Here is a 21,071-nt window from a genome sequence, read left to right on the forward strand (position 1 = left end):
GCACGCCAGGCCGGTCAGTCAGGTGAGCAGCGAATGCCGTCCAGTGCGGCGTCGAGGATGGGGTCGACGTAGCTCGCGTCACCGGGAACCGTGGCTGCGGCCAGCACGAGGTCAAGAACCTGGTCGATGGTGAGATCGGCGCGGACCAGACGCGCGTCCTGCGCGGCGATCAGGAGCGGCCGCCCGGCGGCGATCACCCGGTCACGGCTGCCGCCGAAGAACGGGTCGCCCCGGTCCGTGTGCCGCAGCAGCTCCGCGGCGATCGGGTGCTTGTTGCGATGGAAGACGGAGAAGCGCAGCAGCCACGTCCGCAGGGCCTCGTCCGGCCGGCCGGCGGCCTGGTCGGCGGCGCGGCAGAGGTCGTCGACTTCACCCGTGTACAGACCCTCGAGCAGCTCGCGGCGCCCCGGGAAGTTCCGGTACAGCGTCGCCATGCCGACGCCCGCTCGCCGTGCGACCTCCGCCATCGAGACATCGCCGGAAGAGCTGGTCAGCAAGGCGCGGGCCGCCGTGAGAATACGCTCGCGGTTGCGTTCGGCGTCGGCTCGGCGAGCGGGCGACGGTGGCGTCGAGGCCAAAATGGACAACCTATCCGAATAGGCGGTACGGTTCGAACGGACAGGTTGTCCGTTTATCTGAGAACGAGCGTACCGCCGCCGACGGCGGGCGAGGAGGCTGTCATGGAATACCGACCGCTGGGCCGCACCGGGATCACCGTCAGCCACCTGAGCCTCGGCGCGATGATGCTCGGCGCTATGGGCAACACCGATCGCGACGAGTGCGTCCGCATCGTCCACGGCGCCCTTGATGCCGGCATCAACACGATCAACACCGCCGACGGCTACTCGGCGGGGGAGTCGGAGGAGATCCTGGGCGAGGCCCTCGCCGACGGTCGGCGCGACGAGGTCGTCCTGACCGTCAAGACCGGGTTGAAGGTCGACGGACACCCGAACCACGGCGGCGGATCCCGGCGCTGGCTGACCCAGGCGATCGAGGGATCCCTGCGTCGCCTGCGGACCGACTGGATCGACGTGTACGAGTTGGGCGTCCCCGATCCGGACACCGACATCGACGAGACCCTCGGCGCGCTCACCGACCTCGTCACCGCGGGCAAGATCCGAACGTTCGGTGCGTCGAAGATGCCGCCGTCGCAGATCGCCGAAGCGCGTGCCGTGGCCGAGCGACGCGGGTTGGGCGTGTTCCGTGTCGAGGAGTCGCCGTACTCGATGCTCAACCGTGCCGTCGAGTACGACTTGCTGCCCACCTGCTCGCGACTCGGGATCGGGGTTCTGGCCTTCGGGCCGCTCGCCCGCGGCTGGCTGTCCGGGCGCTACCGCCTGGGTTCGGACGTCGGCGCGCCCGGTTCCAGCAACCGCGCACGCGGCGGCCGGATGGACGCCACCGCGCCGGCCAACGCGGCGAAGCTGCACGCCGCCGACGCTCTCGGTGCTCTCGCCGACGACGCCGGGCTCACCCTGCCGCAGTTGGCCACGGCGTTCGTCGCCCGTCACCCGGCCGTCAGCACCGTGCTGATCGGGCCGCGAACCTTCGAGCAGCTCGAGAGCTCGCTCACGGCCGACGGCGTCGACCTGTCCGAGGACGTGCTCGACCGCATCGATGCCATCGTCCCGCCCGGATCGACCGTCGACATCACCGACGCGATGTGGGAGCACGGCACCCGCGCCCTGGACGCGGGCGCACGCCGACGCTGACGGCACCGCCCGAGTGCGGACCCGCTTGCGCGGCAGTAGACGGTCGCGTCAGCAACTCGGCCGCGGGGTCGGTTCGGTGGCGTAGCTGCGGATCAGCTCGATGGTGGCGTCGAGCGCGGTCTCGAGCGGCACGGTGGTGCGGCGGGTCTGGGTGAGGACCAGCCCGCCCTGCAGCGCGGCGAGCAGGGCCAGGGCCAACCGGTCGGTGTCGGTGCCGTCGCGCAGCAGCCCACGGTCGCGCATGGTCGCGAGGCCTGACCGGATCGGCGCCTCCCACTGCTCGAAGCCGTCGACGAGGTCGGCTCGGGCGTCGGGGTCGTCGTCGGCGATCTCGGCGGCGATCGAGCCGATCGGGCAGCCGCCGGCGCAGTGCCGCGAGCGCTGCAGGGTCACCAGGTTGTCGCGCCACCGACCGAGCGCTTCGAAGGTGTCGAGCGCGTCGAGCTCGGGCTGCTGCACGGCAAGGATCGCGGCGGTCTGGTGGGCGATCACGGCGCGCATCAGGGTCTGTTTGTCGCCGAAGTAGTGGTAGAGCTGCGACGCACTGACCCCGGCCTCGCGCTGCACGTCCTCGACACCGGTGCGGGTGACCCCGTGCGCGAACACCAGGGCGGACGCGGCGTCGAGGATCCGGGCGCGCGTCGCCTCGCCCTTCGCCGTGAGCCGACGTTCTGAAGCCGGGCGGGTCCGGGTCGATGCGGTCATGGGACCAGCCTACTGCGTTCTGGAGTGGCGTCTCCAAAAACGACTGGGCAGTCTGGAGCAATCACTCCACTCCAGGAAGAGGAACGGCCATGACCACCGAGCTCTCCGGCACGACCGCGCTGATCACCGGCGCCACCAGCGGCATCGGCCGCGCCACGGCCCTCGCGCTCGCCGCGCGCGGCGCCCATGTCGTCGTCTCCGGCCGCGACGCCGGACGTGGTGACCAGACCGTCGACGCCATCCGGGCGGCCGGCGGCACCGCCGATTTCGTGCGTGCCGACCTGACCGACGCCGCCAGCGCCCGCGAGCTCGCGTCCCGGTCCACGGAGCTCGGCGGCGGGCACGTCGACATCCTGGTCAACAGTGCCGGCATCTTCCCGTTCGGCCCGACGGCCGACACCACCCAGGCCGACGTCGACGCCGTGCTCGCCGTCAACGTCACCGCGCCCTATTTCCTCGTCGGGGCACTGGCCCCGGACATGGCCGCCCGCGGCCACGGCGCGATCGTCAACGTGACCACCATGGTCGCCGAGTTCGGAGCCGCCGGAATGGGCCTCTGCGGCGCGAGCAAGGCCGCGCTGGTGTTACTGACCAAGTCCTGGGCGGCCGAGTACGGGCCTGCGGGCGTGCGCGTCAACGCCGTCAGCCCCGGCCCGACACGGACGGAAGGCACCGCAGGCATGGGCGCGGCGCTCGACCAGCTCGCCGCCGCCGGACCGGCCGGACGCCCCGGGCAGCCGGAGGAGATCGCCGAAGCCATCGTCTTCCTGGCCACCGACGCCGCCAGCTTCGTCCACGGCGCCATCCTGCCCGCCGACGGCGGGCGGATCGCCGTCTGAGGCCACGCGGGCGCCCGGATGCACGCCCGACGCCGAGCACGGTGCGTCCGGTGGGTGAAGATGGAGGGGTGACGCTGGATCCCGAAGAGCTGTTCGACCTCGACGCCGACCGACCCGACCTGTCGGGCACGGTGCTGCTGCACATGCTCGACGGCTTCGTCGACGCAGGAGGTGCGGTGCGGCTCGCGCGAGCCTCGCTGCTCGCCGACGACGCGCCGGTCGTCGCGCGCTTCGACGTCGACCAGCTCTACGACTACCGGGCCCGGCGGCCGATCATGCACTTCGACGTCGACCACTGGAGCGACTACGCCACGCCCCAGCTGGCGCTGCACCTGCTGCACGACAGCGACGACACCCCGTACCTGCTGCTGGCGGGCCCTGAACCGGACGTCCAGTGGGAGCGTTACGCGGCGGCCGTCGAGCTGCTCGTGCAGCGCCTCGGCGTGCGGCTCGTCATCGGGCTCGACGCCTTCCCGATGTCGGTGCCGCACACGCGGCCGACGCCGATCATCGTGCACGGCTCGCGGCGCGAGCTGTTCGCGGACTACCGCGCGTGGCTCGGCCAGATCATCGTCCCGGCCAGCGCCGGCCACCTGGTCGAGTACCGCCTCGGCCAGGCCGGGGTCGACGCGCTCGGCATCGCCGCTCCGGTCCCGCCGTACCTGGCCCAGGCCGAGTTCCCGGCCGCGTCGATCGCGCTGCTGCGCGAGGTCGGCGCGCGCGCCGGGTTGCGCTTCGACACCGAGGTCCTCGAGGAGGCCGAACGGTTGAACCGCGCGGCCATCGGGCACGAGGTCAGCGGATCCGAGGAGCTGCAGACCATGGTCGCCGCGCTCGAGCAGCAGTACGACGCGGCGGCGGCCGCGGCGCAGACCGCCCTGGCCGAGGGCGACCTGCCGTCGGCCGACGAGCTGGGCGCCGAGCTCGAACGCTTCCTGGCCGACGAGGCCCGCGGCGACTAGGTGGGCCTCAACATTCGCGACATCGCGGCTGCGGCGGGCGTGTCGCCGGCCACGGTGTCACGGGCGCTGCGCGGGATGGACAACGTCGACGTCAGCACGCGGGAACACGTCATCGCGGTGGCGCGCGCGCTGGACTACGCGGTCTCGCCGGTGGCCTCGCGGCTCGCCACGGGCCGTTCGGGGACCCTGGGGATCGTCACGCCCTACGTCGGCGGTTGGTACTTCGCGGAGCTGTTCGCCGGGATCGAGGCCGCGCTCAAGCCCTTCGACCTCGACGTGCTCATCCACACCACCGAGGAGCCGACCGGCGCCCGGCCGAGCACGGAGGCACACGTCCGCCTGCGTCGACGGGTCGACGCCGCGCTGGTCATCGGGCTGGCGCCGGACAGCAAGGAGATCGCCGGGCTGGCCGGGCTCGGCATCCCGCTGGTGCTGATCGGGTCGCAGGTCGACGGCGTCGCCAGCGTGTCGATCGACGATCGGGCCGACGCGTGTCGTGCCGTCCAGCACCTCCTCGACCTGGGGCACCGCCGCGTCGGGCTGATCAGCGGACGACGGCTGCCGACCGGGTTCGTGCCGGAGAACGACCGGCTCGCCGGCTACCTGGATGCGCTGTCCGCCGCGCACCTCGCCCACCCGACGTCGCTGCGCGAGGTCGGCGAGTTCACCACCGCCGGTGGCGAACGGGCCATGAGCGTGCTGCTGGCGCGTCAGCCCCGGCCTACCGCCGTCTTCTGCATGTCCGACCAGATGGCGTACGGCGCGCTGCGGGCGATGTCGCGCGCCGGCGTCGGGACGGGCACCGGCGACGGCGCCATCGCCGTGATGGGCTTCGACGACCACGAGCTCGCGACGACCTTCGATCTGAGCACGGTGGCCCAGCCGGTACGCGCCATCGGCGCACTCGGTGTCGACCTGGTGATGGAACAGCTCGACGGTCGTCAGCCACGGGTCATCGTGCTGCCGACCGAGCTCAGGGTGCGCGCTTCGACGCAAGGGTCGGTCACAAACCGGTAACGGTGCCGGCGACGTGCTGGTCGCTCCGAAACCTCTCTGTCACAGTCATGAAACCGGTTTCATAGGACGTCTCGGAGGAGATCGAATGACTAGTCGACGGTGGGCCGCCGTTGGGGTGGCAGCGGCCACGCTGACGCTCGTGGCCGCGTGTTCCAGCAGTGGCGGATCGGGGTCCAAGAGCTCGAAGGCCAAGGCGCTGACGGGATCGTGCGCGCAGTACCAGGCCTACGCCGGCCACAGCGGGTCGACGGTGACCATGTTCGGCTCGGTCCTCAGCCCCGAGTCGAACTCGCTGAACACGTCATGGGCCCAGTTCAGCAAGTGCACCGGCATCAAGATCAAGTACACCGGCTCGAACACCTTCGAGTCCGACCTGCCCGTCAAGGTCAACGGAGGCAACGCTCCCGACCTCGCCATCATCCCGCAGCCCGGCCTGCTGCAGCAGATGGTCAAGACCGGGGCGGTGAAGAAGCCCCCGGCGCAGACCGTGGCGAACGAGAAGAACTGGCCCGCGGTCTGGAAGAGCTACGGCTCGGTCGACGGGACGTTCTACGCCGCGCCGATGAGCGCCAACATGAAGTCCCTCGTGTGGTACTCGCCGAAGTTCTTCGCCGCGCACAAGCTGAGCGTGCCTACGACCTGGTCCGGGCTGATGCAGCTGTCGAGCCAGATCGCCGGCATCAACGGCACGAAGCCGTGGTGCGGTGGCATCAACTCGGGCACGGCCAGCGGTTGGCCCGCGACCGACTGGCTCGAGGAGGCCGTGCTGAGCACCTACGGCGGACAGGTGTACGACGACTGGATCAGCCACAAGGTGAAATTCAGCAGCCCGCAGATCCAGGCCGCGATGCGCACCGTCGCCGGGTACATGCAGAACCCCGCCTGGGTGAACGGTGGCTACGGCAATGTGAAGACCATCGCCACCACGACGTTCCAGAACGCGGGGTTCCCCATCCTGAAGAACAAGTGCGCGATGTTGCAGCAGGCGTCGTTCTACGAGGCGCAGTGGCCCAAGGGCACGACGGTCTCCTCGACCGGTGACGCCTTCGCGTTCTACCTCCCGCCGGTGAGCAGCTCGGTGCGCACGCCGGTCGAGGGTGGCGGCGAGTTCGTCACCGCTTTCTCGAACAAGCCCGCCGTGCAGGCCGTGCAGAGCTACCTGTCGACGCCGCAGTGGGCGGACAGCCGCATCAAGGTCGCGCCGGGCTGGGTGTCGGCGAACGAGAAGGTCGACCAGTCGCTGTACACCGACCCGATCGACAAGCTGTCCGCGAAGTACCTCGCCGACCCGAACGCGACGTTCCGGTTCGACGCCTCCGACGCCATGCCCGCCGCGGTGGGCTCGGGTGCGGAGTGGAAGGCCATGGTCGACTGGTTCGGCAGTGGCAAGTCGATCAGTGCCGTCGCCCAGGAGATCGACGCCGCCTGGCCGAAGTAGGCCCGGCCCGCCGCCCGTCCCCGCACGATCCGCGACGAACGGTGTGGGCCCGACCTCCGGGTCGGGCCCACACCGCCGTCGCGTCGAGATCAAGGAGCGCTCATGCCGATGGAGCACAGCCTGCTGCTGGCCAGCACCGCGTCCGAGGCCGGGTCGCGGTTACTCGGCGTCGTCGAGGTCGTCGCCGCCTTTCTCGCGATCCTCGCCGTCATCTTCCTCGTCGTGGGGCGGGTGAGCGGCCGCGCGCAACGCCCGATCGCGCTGGCCGTCTGCCTCCTGCCGGCGCTCGTGCTCGTCGCGGTCGGGCTCGTCATCCCGGCGATCGACACCATCGTGAACAGCTTCAAGAACCAGCAGTACCTCGGGCAGCAGCACACGTCGTTCATCGGCTTCGACAACTACCGCTTCGACTTCACCGACTCCGACACCCAGCGCACCCTGCTGAACACCCTGCAGTGGCTGGTGATCGTGCCCGTTGCCTCGGTCGCGGTGGGCCTGACCGCCGCGCTGCTGCTCGGCCGCATGCGTCACACGGGGATCTGGAAGACGCTGATCTTCCTGCCCACCGCGATCTCGTTCGTCGGCGCCGCGGTCATCTGGAACTACGTGTACGACGCACCGGTGCAGGGTGGCCCGCAGACGGGGCTGCTCAGCCGGATCGCCCTCGCCTTCGGCTGGCACAACCCGCCGAATTGGCTCATCAGCAGTCCGCTGAACCTGTACCTCGAGATGATCATCATGATCTGGATCCAGGCCGGTTTCGCGATGGTCGTGCTGTCGGCGGCGCTGAACGCCATCCCCGACGACATCATCGAGGCGGCCCGGATGGACGGCGCCAGCGGGCTGACCCTGTTCCGCACGGTGCAGGTCCCGATGATCCGCAACACACTGGTGGTGGTCGGGACGACGATCATGATCGCGACGCTGAAGGTCTTCGACATCGTCTTCAGCCTCAACAACGGCAACTTCAACACCGACGTGCTCGCCCGGCAGATGTACGGCGACCTGTTCGTCACGAATCAGGTCAGCCGCGGCAGCTCGCTCGCCGTCATCCTGTTCGTCGTCGTGCTGCCACTCGTGCTCTACAACATCCGGCAGCTGCGCCGGGAGAGGGCGACCCGATGACGACCTCCACGCCCCCCGTCCTCGACGCCCCCACCTCCGACGCCCTGGCCACCTCCGACCGGGAGGCGGCCCGCACGGTGGTCCGGCGCAGGCTCAGCAGCCCGATCGCGACCGCGGTCATCGTGCTGATCTCGGTGCTGTGGACGATCCCGACGCTGGGTCTGCTCGTGAACTCCGTCCGCTCGAAGCAGGACGCGGCGACCACCGGTTGGTGGCAGATGTTCACTGACCCCAGCTTCAGCCTGTCCGGCTACCACAGCGTCCTCGTCGACAACGGCGGCTTCGTCCTGCCGCTCGCGAACTCGCTGGCCATCACCATCCCGGGCACGATCATCCCCATCTTCATCGCGTCCATGGCCGCCTACGCCCTGGCCTGGATGCGCTTCCGCGGCAGCGACATCATCTTCTTCTTCCTCTTCGCCCTGCAGGTCGTGCCCCTGCAGATGGCGCTGGTGCCGCTGCAGCGGTTCTACGCCCACGGAGCGCACATCGGCACGGTGACGATCTTCCCGTCGCTGGGCATCAACGGCACCATCGCCCAGATCTGGCTGTCGCACACGATGTTCTCGCTGCCGCTGGCCGTGTTCCTGCTGCACAACTTCATCGCGTCCCTGCCGTCGTCGGTCATCGAGGCGGCACGCGTAGACGGTGCGAGTCACCTGCGGATCTACCGCAGCATCGTGTTGCCGCTCGCGCTGCCGGCCATCGCGTCGTTCGCGATCTTCCAGTTCCTGTGGGTGTGGAACGACCTGCTCGTCGCCAAGACCTTCGGTGGCCTGGACTCCTCGACGCAGCCGGTGACCGCACACACGTCGTCCATCCTCGGCAACTTCGGTTCGCACCAGGAGCTGCTCGGCCCGGCCGGCTTCCTGACCATCGTCGTGCCGGTCGTCGTCTTCCTGGCCCTGCAACGCTTCTTCGTCCGCGGCCTGCTCGCCGGCAGCGTGAAGGGATGAGCCGGACCAGCTCCGGACGTTTCCCGGACGGTTTCCGCTGGGGCGCGGCCACGGCGGCGTACCAGATCGAGGGTGCGGTCGCCGAGGGCGGACGCACCGCCTCGATCTGGGACACCTTCGCGCACACCCCAGGTCGCGTGCACGCCGGTGACACCGGCGACGTGGCCTGCGACCATTACCACCGGCTCGACGAGGACCTCGACCTGATGAGCCACCTCGGGCTGCAGGACTACCGGTTCTCGGTGTCCTGGCCGCGGGTCGTGCCCGGGGGCAGCGGTGCACCGAATCCGGCCGGGCTGGACTTCTACGCACGTCTGGTCGACCGCCTGCTCGAACGGGGCATCCGGCCCGTCGCCACGCTCTACCACTGGGACCTGCCCCAGGAACTCGACGACGCCGGTGGCTGGTTGAACCGGGACACCGCGGAACGGTTCGCCGAGTACACCGCCGTCGTGGCTGCGCACCTGGGTGATCGAGTGGCGTCGTTCACGACCCTGAACGAGCCGTGGTGCTCAGCCTTCCTCGGCTACGCCAGCGGTGAGCACGCACCGGGTCACCGCGACCGCGCGTCGGCGTTCCTGGCGGCCTACCACCTGCTGACGGCCCACGGCCTTGGGACGGAGGTGTTGCGGTCGGTCCTGCCCGGCGGTGGCGACGTGTCGGTGACGGTGAACCCGGCCGTCGTCCGGGCGGCGTCCGAGGCCGACGAGGACGTCGCCGCGGCCGACCACGTCGACCTCATCGCCAACCGGGTGTTCCTGGAGCCGCTCATGCACGGGCGGTTGCCCGCCGGTCTGGTCGAGGCCACGGCCGACGTCACCGACTGGGCCTTCGTGCGCAGCGAGGACCTCGCGCGGGCCGGTGAGCGGGTGGACCGCCTGGGCGTCAACTACTACTCGTCCAGCGTGGTGTCGGCGAAGCCCGGTCCCGGCGGGGCGACGGTGTTCCCGGGCTCGGCCGACGTGTACGTGTTGCCGTCGCGCGGCCGGACCACCGCGATGGGCTGGCAGATCGACCCGGACGCGTTCGTGGCGCTGCTCGTCGACCTGGACCGCGCGTACCCCGGGATGCCGATCGCCGTCACCGAGAACGGCGCCGCCTACCCGGACACCACGTCCGCGGACGGAGCCGTCCGGGACGAGGCGCGGGCCGAGTACCTCGTCGAGCACGTGGGTGCGGTGCGGCGTGCGATCGAGGCCGGCGTCGACGTGCAGGCCTATTACGTGTGGTCGCTGCTCGACAACTTCGAGTGGGCGTGGGGCTACTCGCAACGGTTCGGCATCGTGCACGTCGATTTCGAGACCCAACGACGTCGCATCAAGCACAGCGGCGAGGTGTTCCGCCGGATCGTCAGGGACGGCGGGGTCTGACGGCTCATCCGTACGGCGCGGGTCGTCAGGCAGTAGGTTCGCACCATGCAGGGTGACCAGTTGACATGGCATTGGGAGATCCCGAACGCGAACCCGTTCGCGCACGGCATCGACCTGGGGTTCAAGGCCGGGTTCGCCGGCGACAAGGCGCCGAAGAAGGCCGAGTCCGACGCCGAGACGAGCGCCTACGAGGCCGGAGTCGCGGCGCGCAGGGAACTGCGCGACGAGTCGCGCCGGTTCTCCGAGCTGCGGGTCTACTTCACCGACGACGACCACGTCGCCTACGAGCTCACCGAGCGCACCGACTGATTCGTGTCGTTCGCCGGGTTGGTCCGGCCGGCGCGCGGGTAGGGGAGGGGCAGAGCGCACAGCCGGTGCCGCTCACGCGGCGTCAGCCGCAGCGAAGGGAGCCCGCCATGCCGGGAATGGACGACCTCAAGAAGATGGCCGACGACCACGACGATCAGGTCGACAAGGGCCTGGAGAAGGCCGGGGACGCGGCGGGCGACAAGTTCGGCCACGAGGACCAGATCGACAAGGGCGTCGACAAGGCCCAGGAGCGCACCGGCGACGACAGCTGACGCACTGCGCAGCACGAGGCGGGTGGACCCTCTGGGTCCGCCCGCCTTGTGCGTTCCCGGGTCAGCCCTCCAGGATGCTCAACCGCACCGTCCGCACCGGGTTGTCGACGTTGGTGTCCACCAGGCAGATCGACTGCCACGTACCGAGCGTCAGCCGGCCCGACACGACCGGCACCGTGATCGACGGCGCCACCAGCGCGGGCAGCACGTGGTCGCGGCCGTGACCCGGGCTGCCGTGGTGGTGGCGCCAGCGGCCGTCGCGCGGCAGCAGCTCCTCCAGGGCGGCGAGCAGGTCGTCGTCGCTGCCCGCCCCGGTCTCGAGGATCGCGACCCCCGCGGTGGCGTGCGGGACGAACACACTGAGCAGGCCGTCGGCGGAGTCGGCCACGAAGGCCGCGCAGTCGCGCGTGAGGTCGTGCACCTGGGGCCGTCCGCCGGTACGGACCTCGATCGTTGTCGTGTGCATGTCACGATCCTGCCCGCCCCACCGTGTCGCGATCACGTGGGACAGTGGACGCCGTGCAGATCGCGTTGCTCGGGCCGCTGCAGGTCCACGACTCGTCCGGCCGGGCGGTCGAGATCGCCGGGACGCGCCTGCGCACCCTGCTGATCCGGCTCGCGCTCGACGCCGGGCGTCCCGTCAGCACCCGCGCGCTCGTCGACGCGGTCTGGGGTGACCGACCTCCCGCCGACGAGGCCAATGCCTTGCAGACCCTGGTGTCGCGGCTGCGGCGCTCGCTCGGTGACCCGTCGGCGATCGCGGCCTCGCCGGCCGGCTACCGCCTCGTCGCCGACCCCGAGGACGTCGACGCCTTGCGCTTCGAACGGCAGGCCGTCGAGGGCGCCGCGGCCCTGCGGCGGGGCGACCACGGTTCAGCCACGCCGTTGCTCGCGGCCGCGCTCGACCTCTGGCGCAGCCCGAGCCTGGTCGAGGTGGTCGGCGACTGCGGGGAGGCCGTGCTGGGCCGGGCTGCGCGTCTCGACGACCTGCGCCTCGAGGCCGAGGTCGACTACGCCGAGACGACGGGTGCCACCGACGTCGCCGGGCTCACCGCCCTCGCGGCCGCGCATCCGCTCAACGAGCGGCTCACCGGGCTGCTGATGCGGGCCCTCGGCGCGTCCGGTCAGCAGGCCGAGGCGCTGCGCATCTACGACCAGCTGCGGACCAGGTTGGCCGATGAGTTGGGTGTCGACCCGTCTGCGGAGGTGCAGCAGGTGCACCTCGCCCTCGTCCGCGGCGAGCTCGAACCGGCGCCCGCTCCGGCCGTGCGACGCACCAACCTCAAGGCGCAACTGACGAGCTTCATCGGCCGCGAGGACGAGGTCGCGCGGATCGCGAAATCGCTCGAGCAGAACCGTCTCGTGACGCTGGTGGGGCCGGGCGGAGCCGGCAAGACGCGGCTGGCCGCCGAGACCGCGGCGAGCATCGTCGACCGCGCCCCCGACGGGGTCTGGCTGGCCGAGCTGGCCGGCGTCACCTCGGGTGCGGACGTGCCGCAGGCCGTGCTGTCGGGTGTCGGGCTGCGCGAGATCCACCTGATGGACCGCGGCGCCACCGTCACCGCCCGCGACGCCATGAGCCGGTTGCGTGAGGGCCTCGCCGAGCGCAACGCGATCCTGATCCTCGACAACTGCGAGCACGTCATCGAGGCGGCGGCGCAGCTCGCCGAACAGCTGCTCGGCGACTGCCCTTCGCTGCGGGTCATCGCCACCAGCCGCGAGCCGCTGGGCATCATCGGCGAGACCCTGCTCGCCGTCCCGGCGCTGGGCCAACCCGCCGCGACTGCAGGTGCCGCGGAGGCGCTGGAGTACCCGGCGGTGCGGCTGTTCGCCGATCGGGCCGCGGCGGTCGCGCCCGATTTCGCGGTCGACGACACCACGGTCGCCGCCGTCATCGAGGTCGTACGCCGCCTCGACGGCCTGCCGCTGGCCATCGAGCTGGCCGCGGCCCGCCTGCGCACCCTGCCCATCGACGAGATCTTCGGTCGGCTCTCCGACCGCTTCCGCCTGCTCACCGGGGGCAGCCGCACGGCCCTGCCGCGGCACCGCACCCTGCGCGCGGTCGTCGAGTGGAGCTGGGAGCTGCTGACCCTGCCCGAGCGGCACCTCGCCGAGTTGCTGGCCGTCTTCCCGGCCGGGATCACCACGGCGTCGGCCACCGCCGTCCGCCCCGACGACGTCGACGCCGAAGAGGTGCCCGATCTCATCGCGTCGCTGGTCGACAAGTCGCTGCTGCAGCCCGTCGGCGACGGTCGACGCACCCGCATGCTGGAGACGCTCCGCGAGTACGGCGTCGAGCGCCTCGTCGAGCGCGGCGAGCTCGCTGCCGCTCGTGAGCGGCACAGCGAGTATTTCGCGGCCCTGCTCGACGAGGCCTCGCCGCACCTGACGACGGCCGGGCAGCTGCCCTGGTTCGCGACCCTCGGCCTCGAGCGCGAGAACATCCTGGCCGCCATGCGCCTGCGCTGCGATCTGGGGGACGCCGACGTCGCCCGCCGGATGGCCGTCCAGCTGTCGCTGTTCGCCATGATGCTCGGCGACCACGGTGACGTGCCGAGCCTGGTCGACGAGGCGCTGGCCGTACCCGGAGGTACGGACCGAGGTCTCGAGCTGATGGCCCGCACGTTGCGGACCATGAACGCCACCGCCGCGGGCTCGAGCGCGCAGGAGGTGGGGGAGATCGAGCGGGAGCTGCAGGCCATCGCGCGCGAGTTCGACGACGTCGACACGTCCACCATGACGGCCATGGCCGTGCTGCGACCAGCCGTCGCGTTCTTCGCCCAGGACCGCGAGCGAATGGCGCGGTTCGCGGCGGAGTCCCTCGCCGACGGGGACGTCTGGGCCCAGGCCGCCACACACATGTTCCTGGCCAACATGGCCGAGAACGACGGTGACGTCGACCTGATGCGTGAGCAGACCCTGGCGGCGCTCGTCCAGTTCCGCGAGGTGGGGGAGCGCTGGGGCCTGGCGAGCACGTTGCGCACGCTGGGGGCGGTGCACGTGCTCGACGGCGACCTCGACGCGGCGGTCGAGGCCTACGAGGAGAGTTTGGAGCTCGTCAGCGAGCTGAACTCCAACGACGACAAGCTCTTCTCCTACGCGCGTCTGGCCGACATCGCCCTGCGCCGTGGTGAGCTCCAGGCGGCCCGACGTTACGTCGAGCTGGCCCAGAACTGCGCCGAGGCCAGCGGCGGGATCGAGGCGGTGTTCATCTCCGCGATGTTGGGCGACATCGAGTGGCGCGTCGGCAACGAGCAGCACGGCCGCGAGCTGCACGCGGACGGGATGCGGAAGCTCGACGAGCTGCCGCGTGAGCACCCGATGCGCGGCCACATCCGCACCTTCCTCCTGGTGCTGGCAACCCGCATCGCCCTGCGCGACCAGGACCTCACCGCGGCCGGCCGTACCGCCCACGAGGCGTACACCGCGGCCCGCGGCGCCAGGGACCTGCCCCTGCTCGCCACCGCAGGTGTGGTCGCGGCCGAAGTGGAGGTCGCGCGCGGCCACCACGAGTCCGCGGCCGAGGTCCTCGGGGCGTCGGCGCGGCTGCGCGGTGCCGACGACGAGACCGCGCTCGACGTCAGCGCGCTGACGACGGTGCTGCGCGACGAGCTCGGGGACGATCCGTTCGAGCGCCTCTACGAACGAGGCCGGGCGCTCACCTCCGAGGAGGCGAGCGCCCGGCTCGAGGTGCCGGTGGAGTGAGTCGTCCTACGCCTTCCGGCGCTGAGTTGTCCTACGCCTTCCGGCGCTGAGTTGTCCTACGCCTTCCGGCGCTGAGTCGTCCTACGCCTTCCGGCGGTAGGCCCGCAGCGCCAGCGGCACGAACACCACCACCAGCCCGACCATCCAGCCGGCCGTCCAGGCCAGGTTGTGCGCCACCGGGCCACCGACCAGCAGACCGCGGACGCTGCCGACCAGGTGCGAGATCGGGTTGACCTTGACGAAGGCCTGCAGCCAGCCGGGCATCGTCGACGTGGCGACGAAGGTGTTGCTGCCGAAGGACAGCGGCAGGACGAGCAGGAACATGATGCCCTGCACCGAGCCCGACGTCCGCACGATCATGCCCACGAAGACCGAGACCCAGCAGAAGCAGAGGGCAAAGGCCAGTACCAGGCCCAGCGCGGCGAGCGCGGCCAACGGGTCGGTGGTGATGCGGAACCCGATCACGTAACCGAAGCCGATGAAGATCGCGCACAGCAGGACGTAACGCAGCAGGTCGGCGAGCACCGCGCCGACCAGGGGCGCCGACCGGGCGATGGGCAGCGAGCGGAACCGGTCGAAGATGCCCTTCTCGATGTCGGCGTTGAGGTTCTGCCCGAGCGAGATGCTGCCGAGCGCGACCTGCTGGCCGAGCAACCCGGGAAGCAGGAACTGCAGGTAGTGGTGGGTCGAGCCGCCGGCGATCGCACCACCGAAGACGTAGGTGAACAGCAGCAGGAAGATGATCGGCTGCAGGGTCACATCGATGAGCTGTTCCGGCGTGCGCATGGTCTTGATCAGGTTGCGCTTCGCGAGCACGAGGGAGTGCCTCAGGTCGCGGAAGCGCGGTGGCGCCGAGCTCGATGTGGCCGCCGTGGGCAGGGACGGTGCCGGGGGAGCGCTCAGGGTGGTCGTCATGGTCACGCGACCTCGCTTTCGGTGGTGTCGGTCGTGCCGGTGAGGGTGAAGAAGACCTCGTCCAGCGTCGGTAGGTGCAGGGACAGCTCGGTGACCGCGATGCCGGCCGCGTGCAGCCCGGCGACGACACCGGGGAGCGCGTCGCCGTCGGTGACGGGCACGGACAACGTGTCGCGACCCTCGCTCTCCGCCGGTGTGCCGACGACCGCCTCGAGCAGCCGGCCGACCTCGGGCAACGTGTCGGGGTCCGTGGGGCGGACGGTGAGCCGCTGGCCGCCGACCACCCGCTTCAGGCCCAGAGGGGTGTCGTGCGCGATGACCCGTCCGTGGTCGATCACCGAGATCTCGTCGGCGAGGGCGTCGGCCTCGTCGAGGTACTGCGTGGTGAGCAGCACCGTCGAGCCCTCGGTGACGAGGTTTCTGACGACGTCCCACATCGCCTCCCGCTTGGAGGGGTCCAGGCCGGTCGTCGGCTCGTCGAGGAAGATCACCGCCGGGCGTCCGACGAGGGACGCGGCCAGGTCGAGGCGGCGCCGCATGCCGCCCGAGTAGGTCTTGGCGACGCGGTCGGCGGCGTCGCCGAGCTCGAACCAGTCGAGCAGTTCGTGGGCGCGGCGGGTGGCCTCGGCGGAACGCAGGTCGAGCAGCTGGCCGATCATGCGCAGGTTCTGCAGGCCGGTGAGGTCGTCGTCGACGCTGGCGAACTGCCCGGTCAGACCCACCGACTGCCGGACCTTCACCGGGTCGGTGGCGACGTCGAACCCGGCGACGCGGGCCGAGCCGGAGTCGGCCTGCAGCAGGGTGGCCAGGATGCGGACGGCCGTGGTCTTGCCCGCGCCGTTGGGGCCGAGGACACCGAGCACGCTGCCCTCGCGGGCGGTCAGGTCGATACCGGCGAGGGCCTGGGTGGCGGTGGATCCCTTGCCGAAGCGCTTCGTCAGGCCTTGGGCTTCGATGGCGTTTGTCATGACAGCACCATGCTCGGCGCCGCTGGCACCGCGCATGCACGCCGCTGGTACGGGCTGGCAGGCCCCGCCGGCGCCGTCGGACCCCGTCGTTAGGCTCACGGGTATGCCTCGTCCCGACGCCCGTTCCGCCGATCAGCTCCGCCCCGTCACCATCACCCGTGACTGGCAGAAGTACGCCGAGGGGTCGGCGCTGGTCGAGTTCGGTGACACCAAGGTGCTCTGTTCGGCGTCGGTGCAGCAGGGTGTGCCGCGCTGGCGCAAGGGCAGCGGGCTGGGTTGGGTGACGGCCGAGTACGCGATGCTGCCGCGGGCGACCCTCACCCGTAACGACCGCGAGTCCGTCAAGGGCAAGATCGGCGGGCGCACCCACGAGATCTCCCGGCTGATCGGCCGCTCGCTGCGCGCGGCCATCGACCTGTCCGCTCTGGGCGAGAACTCGATCTCGATCGACTGCGACGTGCTGCAGGCCGACGGCGGCACCCGCACCGCGGCCATCACCGGTGCCTACGTGGCGCTGGCCGATGCGGTGTCGTGGCTGCGGGCGAAGGGTTCTCTGGCGCAGCCGGAGCCGTTGATCAACTCCGTCTCGGCCGTGTCCGTCGGCGTCATCGACGGTGAGCCGCGCCTCGACCTGATGTACGAGGAGGACGTGCGCGCCGAGACCGACATGAACGTCGTGGTCACCGGCAAGGGCGAGTTCGTGGAGGTACAGGGCACCGCCGAGGGTGTGCCGTTCCGCCGCGACGAGCTCGACGCCTTGCTCGACCTCGCCGTGGCCGGGTGTGCGGAGCTGGCGCGGCTGCAGTCCGACGCGCTCGGGCGCTGAGCGGGCCGTCGTGCGGGTGCTGCTGGCCAGTCGCAACGCCAAGAAGTTGGGCGAGCTGCGGCGCATCCTCGCCCCCAGCCTCCCGGGGCTCGAGGTGATCGGCCTCGACGACGTTCCCCCGTACGCCGAGGTACCCGAGTCGGGCGCGACCTTCGGCGACAACGCCCTCATCAAGGCCAGGGAGGGTTTCCGGCGGACCGGGCTGCCCACGGTCGCCGACGACTCGGGCCTCGCCGTCGACGCGTTGAACGGCATGCCGGGCGTGCTGTCCGCCCGGTGGGCCGGGTCCCACGGCGACGACACCGCCAACCTGCGGCTCGTGCTCGACCAGGTCGGCGACGTACCGGACGATCGTCTGGGTGCGGCGTTCCAGTGCAGCGTGGCCTACGTGTCGGCGGACGGCGAGATCCTCACCGACGGCCGCATGCCCGGCCGGCTGGTTCGCGAGCCACGCGGCGCCAACGGTTTCGGCTACGACCCGATCTTCGTCCCGGACGGCTTCGACCGGACCAGTGCCGAGCTCGCCCCGGGCGAGAAGGACCGCATCAGTCACCGTGGCCAGGCGTTGCGCGCGCTCGCGGAGCGGCTCGCCGAGACGTAATCGCCCCGAATAGCCCCGGATCAGAAGTGTGGGTGCGCCATCAGGGACTCGAACCCCGAACCCGCTGGTTAAGAGCCAGCTGCTCTGCCAATTGAGCTAATGGCGCCGGTCATGCCGTCGGCCCGCCGAAGCGAGCCGAGAATCGAGATTAGCACGCAGCCTGATTGCCGCAGAGGGCGGCGTCCTCGACCGTCAGGGTGCTCGCCACGGGCTCGACGGCGACGCCCGCAGCAGCCGCGGCCACCCCGTGACGGCGCTCGATCATCCAGGTGCTGATCCAGGCGACCCAGCCCACCGCCACGACGAGCAGGAAGCTGATCAGGCGGTACAGCACCACGCCCGCGGTGGCGGCGACCGTGCTGACGCCGCCGCTGGTGAGAGCCAGCACCATGGCTGCGTCGACGATGCCGACCCCGCCGGGCAGCAAGGAGATGCTGGATGCGCTCATCCCGGCGACGTAGGCGACCATCACGATCCCTACGGTGGCGCGGTCGGCGCCCACGGCCTCGCAGCAAGCGAACAGGCACACGAGGTCGGCGCCCCAGTTGAGGACGGCCAGGCCCAGACCCACCAGCCAGTCACGGTGACGCGGGTGGATGGCGAACAGGCCTTCGGTGAAGCGTGTGACGGCGGCCAGACCGGCGTCGGGCCGGCGGCGCAGCGCGCGGTTGACCCGCCGCAGACTGATGGGCACGGCCCGCTGCACCATGGCGGCAGGATCGCGGCGACGCAGGACGAGCGTGGTGACGACGACGGCGAGCGCCGCGAGCACGACGAGCACCGAGCTGGTGAGGTCGTCGCCGGCGGAGATGCCGACGAAGGTGGCGAGGACCGCGAAGCCGACCAGGCTGAGCAGGCCGGATGCGACCACGGTGAAGCCGGCCGCCGGCACCGTCGCGCCCCAGGACCGCAGCCGCTTGAAGACGTAGCCGGACGAGATGGCGGTACCGCCGGGGAAGGTGACGGACAGGGCGTTCGCCGCGTAGGTCAGGTTGATCATGGAGCGGATGCCGACGCGTTGCCCCGCCGCCGAGAGCATCCGCCGCTGGACGCGGGCGAACGCGCCCATCGACAGGCCCTCCGCGCCGAGAGCAAGCAGCAGCCACCACGGGTTCGGCTCGGTCAGCGCGTCGGCGGCCTTCTCGAGGTAGGGCGTGACCAGGGTGATCTCCACGCCGAGCAGGACGACGAGACCGATGGCAAGCGACCAGCGCAGCACCCGGCGCAGCGGCCAACGCTCACGCGCGAACGCGCTCGTACCGAGCGCCGCCGTCCCCATCAGCGCGTCCACGGGGTCGATCAGGCGCGGATCGACGACGCCGGTGGCGGGGGTAGCCGCCACTGCGTCCGTCTGTGCGCCCGCCGCCATGTCGGTCTCCGTCCGACGCCCCTGCTTCCGTGGTGGAACAAGGTCTCTCGATGACAAGGTATTCCCCGCCGACGACACCTTTTGCACGGGTTGAGCCGACATTTCGGCTCAGAATTGCCCAGGAGTTCGGCCAGAAATGTCGGCAGCGCTCGGAGACACGAACGTCCCCGGCCGGAGCCGGGGACGTTCAGTGAAACTGGGGTGAGTGACGGGACTTGAACCCGCGACATCTGCGACCACAACGCAGCGCTCTACCAGCTGAGCTACACCCACCGTGTCGGCAACGAGTGCCGAGCGGAGCCAGCATACCCGGGCCCCGGCCGCGGGCCGAGCCGGTATCGGACGGGCCGGGCCGTGCTCAGAGGGCGTCGGCCGCGGCCCGGGCCTCGTCCAGGGTGGGGCCCGGTTCGGCCACGAACAGGGTGGCCCGGTAGTAGGCGAGTTCCCGAATGCTTTCCAGGATGTCCGCCAGCGCGCGGTGGGCCAGGCCCTTCTTCGGCTGCGACTGGTACACCCGCGGGTACCAGCGCTTGGCGAGTTCCTTCAGCGATGAGACGTCCACCATGCGGTAATGCAGGTAGGCGTCGAGCTCGGGCATGTCGCGGGCGAGGAAGCCGCGGTCGGTGGCGATCGAGTTGCCGCACAGCGGAGCCGAACGGGCGTCCGGGACGTGTTTGCGGACGTACTCGAGCACCAGCTTCTCCGCCTCGGCCAGGGAGATCGTCGAAGCGCGCACCTGATCGGTCAGCCCGGAATTGGCGTGCATGTCGTGCACGAACGGGATCATGCCGTCGAGCACGTCGTCGTCGGCGTGGATGATCAGGTCGAGACCGTCGTCCAGGGGCTGGAGGTCGGCGCCGGTCACCACCACGGCCACCTCGATGAGGGCATCGTGCTCGAGATCGAGCCCGGTCATCTCGCAATCGATCCATACCAGACGGTCCGCCACCCTTCGAGGCTATACGTCGCCGCTACGGTGGCTGTGAGGACCGACGGAGGGTGGTGCGTCGTGGCGCAGCGGATTCTGGATCAGAGCGCGGTGGACGACGCGTTGACCCGGTTGCACCCCGGATGGTCCGGCACGCCGAAGGCCCTGACGAGGTCGATCGAGTTCGCCGACTTCCCGACCGCGGTGCAGTTCATCACCGTGCTGGCGCCGCGCTGCGAGGAGCTCGACCACCACCCCGACCTCGCCCTGCGCTGGCGGTGGGTCGACGTCGTGCTCTCGACCCACAGTGCCGGCGGCGTGACGGGCAAGGACGTGCAGCTCGCGGAGGTCGTGGACGAGGTCGCCGCCGTCCTGCCGATGGCGGGTGGCTGACCCGCGGTTCGCGGTGCGTCAGGGCTTGCTGCGCCAGGCCCCCATGCCGAGCACGATCAGGCGCAGCTGGCGTTCGGCGGTGTCGAGGTGGCCCTCGACGTCCTCGGGGTGCCGGTCGTCGACCTCCAGCAGGTCGAGCACGGTGCCCAGCATGGCCGTCACCATCAGGTCGGCGGCCATCTCCAGGTCCTCCGACGTCCAGTCGAAGCCGGCGGTCAGGCGGGCGAGGTCGACGGTCAGGTCGCTGGTGAACATCCGTAACTCGGTGGCGATCGCACGGCGCACCGCGGCGACCCCGCCGTAGCGCTCGCGGCTCAGGAAGCGGAACTGGTCAGGATGCAACTTCACGTGTCGCGCCAGTGACTGCACCGTGTCGGCGATGATGTCGCTGTGCGCGGTGCGCCCGCGTCGGGCCTCGCGCATCATCTGGCGCAGCGGGCGCATGCACTCGTCGACCAGGTCGACACCGAGCGCGTCCATCGACGCGTAGTGCCGGTAGAACGCGGTGGGCACGATGCCGGCGTCGCGGGCGACCTCGCGCAGGCTGATGCTCGACAGGCTGCGTTCGGACATCAGTCGCAGGGTGACGTCGAGCAACCGCTGGCGGGTGCGCTCCTTGCGCTCCGCACGGGATCTGCCCTCCGTCATGGGCCTGACGCTA

The 21,071-nt window shown here is 70.7% G+C and carries 22 protein-coding genes and 2 tRNA genes; 14 read left to right on the forward strand and 10 right to left on the reverse strand.

All coding sequences use genetic code 11. The features are described from left to right. Positions 1-14: 14 nt before the first annotated feature. The gene (locus ACFFCA_RS09085; protein ID WP_375483948.1) at positions 15-797 is read right to left on the reverse strand and encodes a TetR/AcrR family transcriptional regulator; all 783 of its coding nucleotides are present in this window, start codon (positions 795-797) and stop codon (positions 15-17) included. On the opposite strand from ACFFCA_RS09085, the gene ACFFCA_RS09090 reads away from it, so the two are divergent. Beyond that, the gene (locus ACFFCA_RS09090; protein WP_375483950.1) at positions 681-1,712 is read left to right on the forward strand and encodes an aldo/keto reductase; all 1,032 of its coding nucleotides are present in this window, start codon (positions 681-683) and stop codon (positions 1,710-1,712) included. The two genes, ACFFCA_RS09085 and ACFFCA_RS09090, sit on opposite strands and share 117 nt — an antisense overlap. Positions 1,713-1,760: 48 nt before the next feature. Here ACFFCA_RS09090 and ACFFCA_RS09095 read toward each other — a convergent pair whose 3' ends face one another. Further along, positions 1,761-2,417, reverse strand: a complete 657-nt coding sequence (locus tag ACFFCA_RS09095; RefSeq protein WP_375483952.1) for a TetR/AcrR family transcriptional regulator — start codon at positions 2,415-2,417, stop codon at positions 1,761-1,763. An 89-nt stretch (positions 2,418-2,506) separates the two neighbouring features. Here ACFFCA_RS09095 and ACFFCA_RS09100 point away from each other — a divergent pair, with 89 nt between their 5' ends. The 9 genes from ACFFCA_RS09100 to ACFFCA_RS09140 all read left to right on the forward strand — a co-directional run bounded on the left by ACFFCA_RS09100 (position 2,507) and on the right by ACFFCA_RS09140 (position 10,705). Beyond that, complete coding sequence (locus ACFFCA_RS09100) at positions 2,507-3,256, forward strand: SDR family NAD(P)-dependent oxidoreductase (protein ID WP_375483953.1); 750 nt, start codon at positions 2,507-2,509, stop codon at positions 3,254-3,256. A gap of 68 nt (positions 3,257-3,324) precedes the next feature. Beyond that, positions 3,325-4,218, forward strand: a complete 894-nt coding sequence (locus ACFFCA_RS09105; RefSeq protein WP_375483955.1) for a PAC2 family protein — start codon at positions 3,325-3,327, stop codon at positions 4,216-4,218. Continuing rightward, positions 4,219-5,235: a LacI family DNA-binding transcriptional regulator gene (locus tag ACFFCA_RS09110; protein ID WP_375483957.1), complete on the forward strand. Its 1,017-nt coding sequence runs from the start codon at positions 4,219-4,221 to the stop codon at positions 5,233-5,235. Positions 5,236-5,320: 85 nt separating this feature from the next. Then, entirely contained in the window at positions 5,321-6,673 is a 1,353-nt protein-coding gene (locus tag ACFFCA_RS09115; protein WP_375483959.1) for an ABC transporter substrate-binding protein, read from the forward strand. Positions 6,674-6,775: 102 nt separating this feature from the next. Continuing rightward, positions 6,776-7,798, forward strand: a complete 1,023-nt coding sequence (locus tag ACFFCA_RS09120; RefSeq protein ID WP_375483961.1) for a carbohydrate ABC transporter permease — start codon at positions 6,776-6,778, stop codon at positions 7,796-7,798. Further along, positions 7,795-8,754 (forward strand): carbohydrate ABC transporter permease, encoded by a 960-nt coding sequence (locus ACFFCA_RS09125; RefSeq protein WP_375483963.1) that lies wholly within the window; start codon positions 7,795-7,797, stop codon positions 8,752-8,754. Before ACFFCA_RS09120 ends, ACFFCA_RS09125 begins: the two co-directional genes overlap by 4 nt. Continuing rightward, positions 8,751-10,124, forward strand: a complete 1,374-nt coding sequence (locus tag ACFFCA_RS09130) for a GH1 family beta-glucosidase (protein ID WP_375483964.1) — start codon at positions 8,751-8,753, stop codon at positions 10,122-10,124. Before ACFFCA_RS09125 ends, ACFFCA_RS09130 begins: the two co-directional genes overlap by 4 nt. 45 nt (positions 10,125-10,169) lie before the next feature. Then, positions 10,170-10,433 carry a hypothetical protein gene (locus tag ACFFCA_RS09135; protein WP_375483966.1) on the forward strand — a complete coding sequence of 88 codons (264 nt, stop codon included), beginning with the start codon at positions 10,170-10,172 and terminating at the stop codon, positions 10,431-10,433. 107 nt (positions 10,434-10,540) lie between these two features. Continuing rightward, positions 10,541-10,705 (forward strand): antitoxin, encoded by a 165-nt coding sequence (locus ACFFCA_RS09140; RefSeq protein ID WP_375483968.1) that lies wholly within the window; start codon positions 10,541-10,543, stop codon positions 10,703-10,705. Between the two features lie 61 nt (positions 10,706-10,766). Here the strand turns inward: ACFFCA_RS09140 and ACFFCA_RS09145 are convergent, their stop codons facing one another. Continuing rightward, positions 10,767-11,171 carry a secondary thiamine-phosphate synthase enzyme YjbQ gene (locus ACFFCA_RS09145; RefSeq protein WP_375483970.1) on the reverse strand — a complete coding sequence of 135 codons (405 nt, stop codon included), beginning with the start codon at positions 11,169-11,171 and terminating at the stop codon, positions 10,767-10,769. A 53-nt stretch (positions 11,172-11,224) separates the two neighbouring features. Between ACFFCA_RS09145 and ACFFCA_RS09150 the strand changes: the two genes are divergently transcribed. Further along, positions 11,225-14,410, forward strand: a complete 3,186-nt coding sequence (locus ACFFCA_RS09150) for a BTAD domain-containing putative transcriptional regulator (protein ID WP_375483972.1) — start codon at positions 11,225-11,227, stop codon at positions 14,408-14,410. An 81-nt stretch (positions 14,411-14,491) separates the two neighbouring features. On the opposite strand, the gene ACFFCA_RS09155 is transcribed toward ACFFCA_RS09150, so the two are convergent. Together ACFFCA_RS09155 and ACFFCA_RS09160 are read right to left on the reverse strand one after the other, a co-directional pair. Further along, the gene (locus tag ACFFCA_RS09155) at positions 14,492-15,325 is read right to left on the reverse strand and encodes an ABC transporter permease (RefSeq protein WP_375483974.1); all 834 of its coding nucleotides are present in this window, start codon (positions 15,323-15,325) and stop codon (positions 14,492-14,494) included. A gap of 2 nt (positions 15,326-15,327) precedes the next feature. Then, a complete protein-coding gene (locus ACFFCA_RS09160) occupies positions 15,328-16,293 on the reverse strand; it encodes an ATP-binding cassette domain-containing protein (protein WP_375483976.1) in 966 nt (321 codons plus the stop codon). Between the two features lie 103 nt (positions 16,294-16,396). Here ACFFCA_RS09160 and rph point away from each other — a divergent pair, with 103 nt between their 5' ends. Both rph and rdgB read left to right on the forward strand, forming a co-directional pair. After that, positions 16,397-17,119, forward strand: a complete 723-nt coding sequence (gene rph / locus ACFFCA_RS09165) for a ribonuclease PH (protein ID WP_375483978.1) — start codon at positions 16,397-16,399, stop codon at positions 17,117-17,119. A 10-nt stretch (positions 17,120-17,129) separates the two neighbouring features. Beyond that, positions 17,130-17,720: an RdgB/HAM1 family non-canonical purine NTP pyrophosphatase gene (gene rdgB, locus ACFFCA_RS09170; RefSeq protein ID WP_375483980.1), complete on the forward strand. Its 591-nt coding sequence runs from the start codon at positions 17,130-17,132 to the stop codon at positions 17,718-17,720. 33 nt (positions 17,721-17,753) lie between these two features. Here rdgB and ACFFCA_RS09175 read toward each other — a convergent pair. The 4 genes from ACFFCA_RS09175 to orn all read right to left on the reverse strand — a co-directional run bounded on the left by ACFFCA_RS09175 (position 17,754) and on the right by orn (position 20,038). Continuing rightward, positions 17,754-17,826, reverse strand: a tRNA-Lys gene (locus ACFFCA_RS09175). A gap of 42 nt (positions 17,827-17,868) precedes the next feature. After that, the gene (locus ACFFCA_RS09180; protein WP_375483982.1) at positions 17,869-19,089 is read right to left on the reverse strand and encodes a YbhN family protein; all 1,221 of its coding nucleotides are present in this window, start codon (positions 19,087-19,089) and stop codon (positions 17,869-17,871) included. 197 nt (positions 19,090-19,286) lie between these two features. After that, positions 19,287-19,362, reverse strand: a tRNA-His gene (locus ACFFCA_RS09185). Between the two features lie 85 nt (positions 19,363-19,447). Further along, entirely contained in the window at positions 19,448-20,038 is a 591-nt protein-coding gene (orn, locus tag ACFFCA_RS09190) for an oligoribonuclease (RefSeq protein ID WP_375483984.1), read from the reverse strand. Between the two features lie 60 nt (positions 20,039-20,098). On the opposite strand from orn, the gene ACFFCA_RS09195 reads away from it, so the two are divergent. Beyond that, complete coding sequence (locus ACFFCA_RS09195) at positions 20,099-20,410, forward strand: 4a-hydroxytetrahydrobiopterin dehydratase (RefSeq protein WP_375483986.1); 312 nt, start codon at positions 20,099-20,101, stop codon at positions 20,408-20,410. A gap of 18 nt (positions 20,411-20,428) precedes the next feature. On the opposite strand, the gene ACFFCA_RS09200 is transcribed toward ACFFCA_RS09195, so the two are convergent. After that, positions 20,429-21,058, reverse strand: coding sequence for a TetR family transcriptional regulator (locus ACFFCA_RS09200; protein WP_375483988.1), 630 nt, complete (start codon positions 21,056-21,058; stop codon positions 20,429-20,431). Between the last annotated feature and the right edge of the window lie 13 nt (positions 21,059-21,071).

Origin of the sequence: uncultured Jatrophihabitans sp. (assembly GCF_964252635.1) — a bacterium.
Lineage (GTDB): Bacteria > Actinomycetota > Actinomycetes > Mycobacteriales > Jatrophihabitantaceae > Jatrophihabitans.

What these genes read in the sequence shown, in the direction of transcription:
- ACFFCA_RS09090 (WP_375483950.1), top strand. Translation starts at nt 681, where the DNA reads ATGGAATACCGACCGCTGGGCCGCACCGGGATCACCGTCAGCCACCTG.
- ACFFCA_RS09095 (WP_375483952.1), bottom strand. Translation starts at nt 2,417, where the DNA reads ATGACCGCATCGACCCGGACCCGCCCGGCTTCAGAACGTCGGCTCACG.
- ACFFCA_RS09100 (WP_375483953.1), top strand. Translation starts at nt 2,507, where the DNA reads ATGACCACCGAGCTCTCCGGCACGACCGCGCTGATCACCGGCGCCACC.
- ACFFCA_RS09115 (WP_375483959.1), top strand. Translation starts at nt 5,321, where the DNA reads ATGACTAGTCGACGGTGGGCCGCCGTTGGGGTGGCAGCGGCCACGCTG.
- ACFFCA_RS09120 (WP_375483961.1), top strand. Translation starts at nt 6,776, where the DNA reads ATGCCGATGGAGCACAGCCTGCTGCTGGCCAGCACCGCGTCCGAGGCC.
- ACFFCA_RS09125 (WP_375483963.1), top strand. Translation starts at nt 7,795, where the DNA reads ATGACGACCTCCACGCCCCCCGTCCTCGACGCCCCCACCTCCGACGCC.
- ACFFCA_RS09130 (WP_375483964.1), top strand. Translation starts at nt 8,751, where the DNA reads ATGAGCCGGACCAGCTCCGGACGTTTCCCGGACGGTTTCCGCTGGGGC.
- ACFFCA_RS09135 (WP_375483966.1), top strand. Translation starts at nt 10,170, where the DNA reads ATGCAGGGTGACCAGTTGACATGGCATTGGGAGATCCCGAACGCGAAC.
- ACFFCA_RS09140 (WP_375483968.1), top strand. Translation starts at nt 10,541, where the DNA reads ATGCCGGGAATGGACGACCTCAAGAAGATGGCCGACGACCACGACGAT.
- ACFFCA_RS09145 (WP_375483970.1), bottom strand. Translation starts at nt 11,171, where the DNA reads ATGCACACGACAACGATCGAGGTCCGTACCGGCGGACGGCCCCAGGTG.
- ACFFCA_RS09155 (WP_375483974.1), bottom strand. Translation starts at nt 15,325, where the DNA reads ATGACGACCACCCTGAGCGCTCCCCCGGCACCGTCCCTGCCCACGGCG.
- ACFFCA_RS09160 (WP_375483976.1), bottom strand. Translation starts at nt 16,293, where the DNA reads ATGACAAACGCCATCGAAGCCCAAGGCCTGACGAAGCGCTTCGGCAAG.
- rph (WP_375483978.1), top strand. Translation starts at nt 16,397, where the DNA reads ATGCCTCGTCCCGACGCCCGTTCCGCCGATCAGCTCCGCCCCGTCACC.
- ACFFCA_RS09180 (WP_375483982.1), bottom strand. Translation starts at nt 19,089, where the DNA reads ATGGCGGCGGGCGCACAGACGGACGCAGTGGCGGCTACCCCCGCCACC.
- ACFFCA_RS09200 (WP_375483988.1), bottom strand. Translation starts at nt 21,058, where the DNA reads ATGACGGAGGGCAGATCCCGTGCGGAGCGCAAGGAGCGCACCCGCCAG.